Annotated in this window: 7 protein-coding genes; all 7 read right to left on the bottom strand. The window is 68.0% G+C overall.

Features of this window, described 5'->3' with window-relative positions; all coding sequences use genetic code 11:
• Nucleotides 1-114: 114 nt before the first annotated feature.
• Entirely contained in the window at nucleotides 115-1,398 is a 1,284-nt protein-coding gene (locus G6019_RS01025; protein ID WP_107755353.1) for an ABC transporter substrate-binding protein, read from the bottom strand.
• Nucleotides 1,399-1,444: 46 nt separating this feature from the next.
• Nucleotides 1,445-2,632 carry a branched-chain amino acid ABC transporter permease gene (locus G6019_RS01020; protein WP_182612295.1) on the bottom strand — a complete coding sequence of 396 codons (1,188 nt, stop codon included), beginning with the start codon at nucleotides 2,630-2,632 and terminating at the stop codon, nucleotides 1,445-1,447.
• Nucleotides 2,629-3,534 carry a branched-chain amino acid ABC transporter permease gene (locus tag G6019_RS01015; protein ID WP_107755351.1) on the bottom strand — a complete coding sequence of 302 codons (906 nt, stop codon included), beginning with the start codon at nucleotides 3,532-3,534 and terminating at the stop codon, nucleotides 2,629-2,631. The genes G6019_RS01020 and G6019_RS01015 overlap by 4 nt, the downstream gene beginning before the upstream one ends.
• Nucleotides 3,531-5,366, bottom strand: coding sequence for an AMP-dependent synthetase/ligase (locus G6019_RS01010; RefSeq protein ID WP_182612294.1), 1,836 nt, complete (start codon nucleotides 5,364-5,366; stop codon nucleotides 3,531-3,533). The genes G6019_RS01015 and G6019_RS01010 overlap by 4 nt, the downstream gene beginning before the upstream one ends.
• Entirely contained in the window at nucleotides 5,366-6,178 is an 813-nt protein-coding gene (locus tag G6019_RS01005) for an ABC transporter ATP-binding protein (protein WP_107755349.1), read from the bottom strand. Before G6019_RS01005 ends, G6019_RS01010 begins: the two co-directional genes overlap by 1 nt.
• The gene (locus tag G6019_RS01000; RefSeq protein WP_182612293.1) at nucleotides 6,175-6,963 is read right to left on the bottom strand and encodes an ABC transporter ATP-binding protein; all 789 of its coding nucleotides are present in this window, start codon (nucleotides 6,961-6,963) and stop codon (nucleotides 6,175-6,177) included. The genes G6019_RS01005 and G6019_RS01000 overlap by 4 nt, the downstream gene beginning before the upstream one ends.
• Before the next feature lie 312 nt (nucleotides 6,964-7,275).
• The coding region (locus G6019_RS00995) for a precorrin-6A/cobalt-precorrin-6A reductase (protein WP_182626920.1) at nucleotides 7,276-7,500 on the bottom strand (225 nt) is incomplete at its 5' end.

Below are 7,500 nucleotides of genomic sequence, written 5' to 3'. Positions count from 1 at the left end.
GGGCACCCCGCACTGGCCGCGAGGTTCGCGGCCGAGGTCGCCCGCGTGCACAGCGCGCCGCCCGTCGACGGTGGTCGACGGGCGGCTCGCGTCAGCTGAACCGAGCGCGTTCGGTCACATGAGGTAGCACGCCTCGGTGAACTCGAAGTCCGCCGCGGTCGGCCCCTCGTACCATTCCTCCTCCAGGACCAGACCCGTCGGGCTGCCCGCCTCGATCCGGTTGAAGATGGTCGAGCGCGACGCGTGCTCGTTGACGTCACCCGAGTAGTCACCTGCGCCCTCGGCGAACATGCCGTCGGTGTCCAACCCGGTCAGCTGGTCGGCGGTCTCGAAGACCCCGGCCCGGGTGAGGTCGTCGTTCTCGATGGCCTGCTGGAGCAGACCGCGGATGACGGTCTGGGCGGCCCATCCCAGCACGAACCAGTCGTTGGGCTCGGCCCCGATGGACTCGGCGAACTCGCGCATCTCGTTGTGACCCTCGGAGTCGTATCCCCAGGGCGCGACGGTGGCGGCGCCCCGGTACCGGGCTTCCAGCGCGGGAGCCGCCTGGCTCCCCATCAGCCCCGCGCTCCAGGTGGGCGTGGCGCCGATGAACTGGCCCTCGTACCCCTGCGCGACGGTCGCACCCACGATGGCGCCGGTCTCGATCGCGCTGGTGGCGAGCAGGACGACGTCCGGACGGTCGGCCAGGATCCGCTGGATCACCGCGGTCTGCTCGTCGGTGCCGCCGGGCGCCGTGGTGTACCGCGTGAACTCGATGTCGCGCTCCTCGGCGGCGATCTCCGCCCCGTTGGCCGCGTCGTCGCCGTAGTCACCGGGGAAGTGCACCATCCCGACGCTCGTGGCGTCGAGCTCGTCGACGGCGTAGTCGACCATGTTCATGGCCTCGGCGCAGTAGCTGGTACCGAACTCCAGCACGCCGTCCTCGAAGAGCCAGTTCGACCCCAGCGAGGCGGGGACCGCCAGGATGTTCTGCTGCCGGGTGTCATCGAGGATGCCATTGGTGTGGGCCGTGCCCAGCGAGTGCGCCAGCACCAGGATCTGATCCCTGATCTCCCGGTACTCCTGGGAGTGCGTGGTCTCGTTGTAACCGCTGTCGCGAACGTGGGTCACCATGTCGACCTCGTAGCCGTCGATGCCCCCGTTCTCGTTGACGTTCTGCCAGTAGGCCTGCGCGCCCTCGATCATCGGGGCGCCGACCGGGGAGAACGGGCCCGTCAGGTCGGTGACCGCACCCAGGTAGATGCAGCCGTTCGACTCGTCGACCGCGTTCGGGCACGGCTCGTCGGTGATCCCGGCGACCTCGGTGTCGGAGGCGTCGTCGCGACCACAGCCCGACAGGACCAGGGCGACGGCCGCCAGACCGGCCACCCCGCTGCGTAGCGTCTTGGACTTCATGATGTTCTCCTCGGTGTTCGATGTGTGGGATCAGACGTGGGTGGGGTCAGTAGGTGAAGGGGAAGCTCTTCCAATACATCCGCATCCGCAGCCATATGCCGAACAGGCCGCGTGGCTCGAACAACAGGAACGCGACGATGAGGCCGCCGTACAGGATCGCCTCGACCTCGTAGATGTTCGGGCTGACGTTGGGCGCCGTGGAGATGTAGGGGACGAAGTGCGCCATCTCGGAGGAGATCCGGGGCAGCGACGCGATCAGCAGGGCGCCCATGATCGTGCCGGAGATCGTCGCGGCGCCGCCGATGAAGACGATCGCGACGAACTGGATCGACATGATCAGCCCGAACTGCTCCGGACCGAAGTGCCGGTTCGCGACGAACAGCAGCGACCCGCACACACCCGCGTAGAAGGACGAGACCGTGAACGCGATGAGCTTGTAACGGGCCAGGTCGACACCCATGACGCCAGCCGCGATGTCACGGTCGCGGATGGCTCCGAAGGCGCGGCCGACCCGTGAACGCGCGATGTTCCGGGCCGCGAGCGCCCCGATCAACAGCAGCGCGAGGAAGAACCAGTACAACTTCTGGTCCGAGGTGAACGCGCTATCGAGGGTGAGGTCGTCCCCGAACAGGATCGGCCGGGGGGCCTCGCGACCGACTCCCTGGCCACCGGTGACACTCCCCCGCTCGGTGAAGATGTAAGTGCCGAGGAAGACCAGGCCCAACGTCACCACCGCGAGGTACAGCCCCCGCAACCTGGTGGCCAGCGGCGCCACGATCACCCCGCAGAGCGCGGCCATCGCACCGGCGGCGAGGATCCACGCCGGGATGAAGGTGATCCCCAGGCCCAGCGCACGCCCCTCGGGATCGCCGGCCACCACCGAGGCGGTGTACGCGCCGACCCCCACGAAGAAGGCGTGACCGAGGGAGATCTGCCCCGCGTAACCGGTGATCAGGTTGAGCCCGATCCCGCCGATCGCCAGGACCAGCCCGAGCCCGAGGATCCGCAGCACGTCGTCGCTGACGTTGAGCGGCAGCAGGACGGCGAGGACGACGAGCACGGCGGCGCCCAGCGCCTTGGCCCGCGTGTTGAACAGCGCCTGCTCCTGCCGGTAGCTGGAGTAGAGCTCCGGCCGCCCGCGGGGACCGCCGAAGAAGCCGGCCCGTCGCCCGGTCGCGGTCCGCGGCGTCGGGGATCCCCCCGACGGTTCCGCCGCCGATACGAGTGTGCTCATACCCGTTCCACCTCCTTGGTGCCGAACAATCCGTGGGGTCTGACCAGCAGCACGGCCAGCATGATGATCCAGGGCATCAGCGGACCCAGGTTCGTGGTGAGTTCGGGCATGACGCCGCTGCCGTCGAACCACTGGTTGTGGTAGGTCGAGACCATGGCCTGGGCTATGCCGATGGTCAGGCCGCCGATGATCGCGCCGCCTATCGAGTCGAACCCGCCGATGACGATCGCGGGCAACGCGATGAGAGCCACGAGCCACAAGGTGTTGCCGATCGGGCCGCCCGTCGCGGCGAAGATCCCCGCGAGTGCCGCCAGGGCCCCGGCCATCGCCCAGGACAGCGCGAAGATCGCACTGGCGCTGACGCCCTGGGCCATCGCCGCCTCCTGGTCGGAGGCGACCGCACGCATCGCCAGGCCCACCGAGGAGTACCGGAAGAACAACAGCAGGGCGACGACGATCACGGCGGCGGTGACGAACGCCGCCACGTGCCGGTGCTGGACGATGACCCCGCCGATCACCGAGACGTCGGTCCCCCACGGGTCCCCGACCGAGCGCGGTTGGGTGCCGAGGAACATCCCGGCGACGGTTCGGATGACGATGTCCAACCCCACGGTGATGATCGCCACGATGAACACCGCCTTGCCGACCATCGGGCGAATCGCGGCCCGCTCGACCAGAAGGGCGATGACACCGATGGCGATCACCCCGAGGATCGCCCCGACGTAGAACCCCATCACCGGCGCGAGGAAGCTGACGATGATCGCCCCGGACATGAGGAACGCGGGCTGCGCGAAACTGATGACGCCGGTGGCCTTGAAGATCATGACGAAGCCGATCGCGACGAGTGCGTAGATGGCACCCGACCCCAGACCGACGCTCAGGGCACTGAGGAACTGGGTCATCGTGCCCCCTCGTAGAGCTCGTCGACGAGATCCGCGAACATCCCCGTCACCGCCGACCGCTTGACCTTCTGGGTGGCGGTGAGCTCGCCCTCGTCGTGGTCGAGCTCCTTGGGCAGCAGCGCGAATGCCTTGACCTGCTCCACGGCGTTGAACCTCTCGTTGGTGGCGTCGACGACCCCCTGTACCAGCTCGCGGACCTCGGGTTTCTCCGTCAGGTCCCGGTAGGTTGTGTAGGCGATCCGTTTGCGGGTGGCCCAGTCACCGACTGTGTCGAGCTCGATCCCGATGAGGGCGGTGAGGTACCTGCGACCGTCGCCTATCACGAGGGCCTCCTTGATGTAGGGGGACACCTTGAGGGCGTTCTCGACCTCGGACGGCGAGACGTTCTTGCCGCCGGCGGTGATGATGATGTCCTTCATCCGGTCGGTGATCTTGACGTGGGTCCCGTCGACCCACTCGCCCACGTCCCCGGTGTGCAGCCAGCCCTCGGCGTCGATGGTCTCGGCCGTCTTCTCGGGGTTTCGCCAGTACCCGGCGAACACCGCCGGGCTGCGGACCAGGATCTCGCCCGTCCTCTCGTCGATCTTGAGTTCGGTGCCCTCGTGGGGTTCACCGACGGTCCCGAGCTTGACCCGTCCGGGCTTGTTCGTGGTGGCGATCGCCGAGTTCTCCGTCATCCCGTAGAGCTCGTGCATCGGGACGCCGATCCCCATGAAGAACTTGAGGACCTCCGGGGCGATCGGTGCCGCTCCGGAGACCGCGTGCCGTGCGTACCGCAGGCCCGTCCGGACCCGCAGAGCCCGATACATGCAGATCCACCCCAGCCCGTACCAGGCTCGGCTGGCCGGGGTGTGCCGTCCGCCGTTCGAGACCAGCGCGTCGCCGATCCGCTCGGCGCGCGCCAGCCAGAAACCCGACCACTTCCGCTTGAGCCAGGTGGCGTCCTCCAGACGGATCTGGGCCGAGGCCAGGAGCTTCTCCCAGATCCGCGGCACGCCCATCACCAGGGTGGGCTGCACCTCCTGGAGGTTCTGGGGCACGGTGTCGATGGATTCGGCGAAGGTCACCTGGAGTCGGCTCGCGCAGCTCATCCACGTGGTGAAGAAGCGCTCGGCGACGTGCGACAGCGGGAGATAGGTCAGCACGTAATCGGAGGGCCCCGGGGGCGGATCGGAGGTCCCCCCGCGGGTCATGACGGTGTCGATCGCGAACTCGACGTTGGACGTGGTGAGCATGGCGCCCTTGGGTGGGCCGGTCGACCCGGAGGTGTAGACGAGGGTGATCAGATCGTCAGGCCGTGCCTGCTCCATCCGTCTGACCACCGCCTCCGGGTCCTTCAGACGGTGCTCGCGCCCGAGCGCCAGGAAGTCGTCCCAGTGGATGAGGCGCTCGTCGTCGTAGTGTCCCCGGATCCCGCGCGGTTCCAGGTACACGATGTGGGTGAGGTCGGGGCACTGCTCGGAGACCGCCAGGGCCTTGTCCACCTGCTCCTGGTCCTCGGCCACGAGCAGCTTCACCTGGCTGTTCTCCAGCAGGTACCCGACCTCGGCGGCCGGGTTGGTCGGATAGACGCCCACACTGACGCCCCGGACGGCCACGGTCGCGATATCGCAGATCAGCCACTCGGGCCGGTTCTCGCTGTGGATCGCGACTCGGTCCTGGGTGTCGATCCCGAGCGCGATCAGCGCGTGCGCGACGTCCTGGATCTGGTCCCAGTACTGGGCCCAGGTCGTCGGCTGCCAGACACCCCGTGACTTCCTCCGCAGTGCCACGTCCCCGGGGTGGGCGGCGGCGTTGTCCCGGACCCGCGTGGCCAGAGTGGTGGTGCTCATCAGCTCCCCCCTCCGTCCGCGGGCACCGCGGCCTGGCCGCCCAGATAGGCCTCCACCACCGCCGGGTGGCTCTGGACCTCCGCGGGGGTGCCGAGGGCCAGCGGGGCACCGAAGTCGATGGCCAGCACGCGGTCCGCGATGTCCATCACCAGGCTCATGTCGTGCTCGACGAGGATCATGGGGGTCTTGAACTCCTGTCGGATCGAGAGCAGGAAGCGCGCGGTGTCCTCGGTCTCCTCGAGGTTCATCCCGGCCACGGGTTCGTCCAACAGGAGGATCTCCGGCTCCATCGCCAGCGCCCGCCCGAGCTCGATGCGCTTCTGGATGCCGTAGGGCAGCAGGCCCACCGGGAGCTTGCGCCACGCCTGCAGTTCCAGCAGGTCGATGATCTCCTCGACCGCGGCGCGGTTCAGTTCCTCCTGGCGCCTGGCCGGCCCCACCCAGGCGATCGCGGCGAGTGTGCCGTAGCGGAACTTCACGTGGCGACCCAGCATGAGGTTGTCGACCAACGTCAGGTTGGCGAACAACTCGACGTTCTGGAAGGTCCGGGCGACCCCCAGACGGGCGATCTTGTGCGGACGCATCCCCAGGAGCTGTTGACCCTTGAGCTTCACCGACCCCTGCTGCGGCCGGTACACCCCCGAGAGCACGTTGAAGATGCTGGTCTTCCCGGCGCCGTTGGGGCCGATGATCGCGAAGAGCTCGTCCGGGTTGACGGTGAAGTCGACGCCGTCGATCGCCTTGAGGTTCCCGAAGGCCAAACTCACCTGCGAGAACTCGACGACCGGGCTGGTCGTAGACGGGTTCGTCATGATGCCCACCTCTTGCGCCGGCGGTACTGTTTGACGTTGCGATAGGACTTCGTCCCGTCGGAGTCCGAGCGCGCGCCCAGGTAGAACTCGCGGATGTCGTCGTTGTCGAGCAGGTCCGCCGCGGGCCCGTCCATGACCACGCGGCCGGTCTCCACCACGTACCCGTGCCTGGCGATCGACAGCGCCATCGCCGCGTTCTGCTCGACCAGCAGCACCCCGGTCCCCTGCGAGTTGATCTCCACGATGATGTCCCGGATCTGCTCCACCATCTTGGGCGCCAGGCCCAGGCTCGGTTCGTCCAGCAGGAGGAATCGCGGTGCGGACATGAGCGCCCGGCCGATCGCCAGCATCTGCTGCTCGCCGCCGGACAGGTAGCCGGCGACTCGCGACCTGCGCTCGTGGAGGACGGGGAAGAGCCCGTAGACGCGATCGAGGCCCTCGCGGAGGTGGCGGCGCGTGACGTGCGCGCCGATGCGCAAGTTCTCCTCGACCGAGAACTCCTTGAAGATCCGTCGCCCCTCGAGGACGTGCTTGACGCCGTGTCGCGCGATCGCGGGTGCGCTCAGCGAACCGATGTCCTCCCCGTCGAGGGTGACCGACCCCTTGGTGATGGCCCCGTTGTGGACATCGAGTAGTCCGGAGAGGCTGCGCAGCAGCGTCGACTTGCCGGCTCCGTTCGCGCCCAGCAGCGCGACGATGTGGCCGTCCGGCACGTCGAAACTCGCACCTCTGATGACGAGCATCGCGTCGTCGTAGACGACTTCGAGATTACGAACTGATAACACTCGGCCTCCTGGTGTGATGGAGACCACACTATTCTCAGGTGTCCGAACATTTCTGTGTTTAGGCCGATTTCTCTGATCATGTTCTCGGCGGCGCCGGGCTGGGCGAAGTCCCTGCGGGTGGCGCCGGAGTCGTGATACGTGAGGCCAGTCCACCGTCCTCGACTTGATTGACCTGCGGCGATGCAGACCCGCGCGAGATCGGGTCCCGCAAGGACGGACGCGGCCAGGCGAGGCGTCGATCGTCTCTACACATGTGTTAACCCCGTAATCGGATCCTGTGGATCGGCCCGGAACCCGGCGTCCGGAGCCTCCTCAGACCAGGGTCCCGACTCGGTCGACGGCGGCCACCGCGTCGGCCACCACCTCCACACCCGGAGCGGCCCCCGGGCGGCGCACGACGACCACCGGCACCCCGAGTTCGGCGGCCACCGCCATCTTCGGCCAGGTGTGCACGCCTCCCGAGTCCTTGGTCACCAGCACGTCCGCCCGGTGCGCGGTGAACAGCGCCCGCTCGCCCTCGGCCGAGTAGGGACCACG

It is taken from the genome of Dietzia sp. DQ12-76, assembly GCF_014145045.1.
Lineage (GTDB): Bacteria > Actinomycetota > Actinomycetes > Mycobacteriales > Mycobacteriaceae > Dietzia.
Note: the sequence above shows the minus strand (reverse complement) of the source record. Positions and strands in the feature narration are given on the sequence as shown.

Coding starts and splice junctions, on each gene's coding strand:
- G6019_RS01025 (WP_107755353.1), bottom strand. CDS start 1,398: ATGAAGTCCAAGACGCTACGCAGCGGGGTGGCCGGTCTGGCGGCCGTC.
- G6019_RS01015 (WP_107755351.1), bottom strand. CDS start 3,534: ATGACCCAGTTCCTCAGTGCCCTGAGCGTCGGTCTGGGGTCGGGTGCC.
- G6019_RS01005 (WP_107755349.1), bottom strand. CDS start 6,178: ATGACGAACCCGTCTACGACCAGCCCGGTCGTCGAGTTCTCGCAGGTG.
- G6019_RS01020 (WP_182612295.1), bottom strand. CDS start 2,632: ATGAGCACACTCGTATCGGCGGCGGAACCGTCGGGGGGATCCCCGACG.
- G6019_RS01010 (WP_182612294.1), bottom strand. CDS start 5,366: ATGAGCACCACCACTCTGGCCACGCGGGTCCGGGACAACGCCGCCGCC.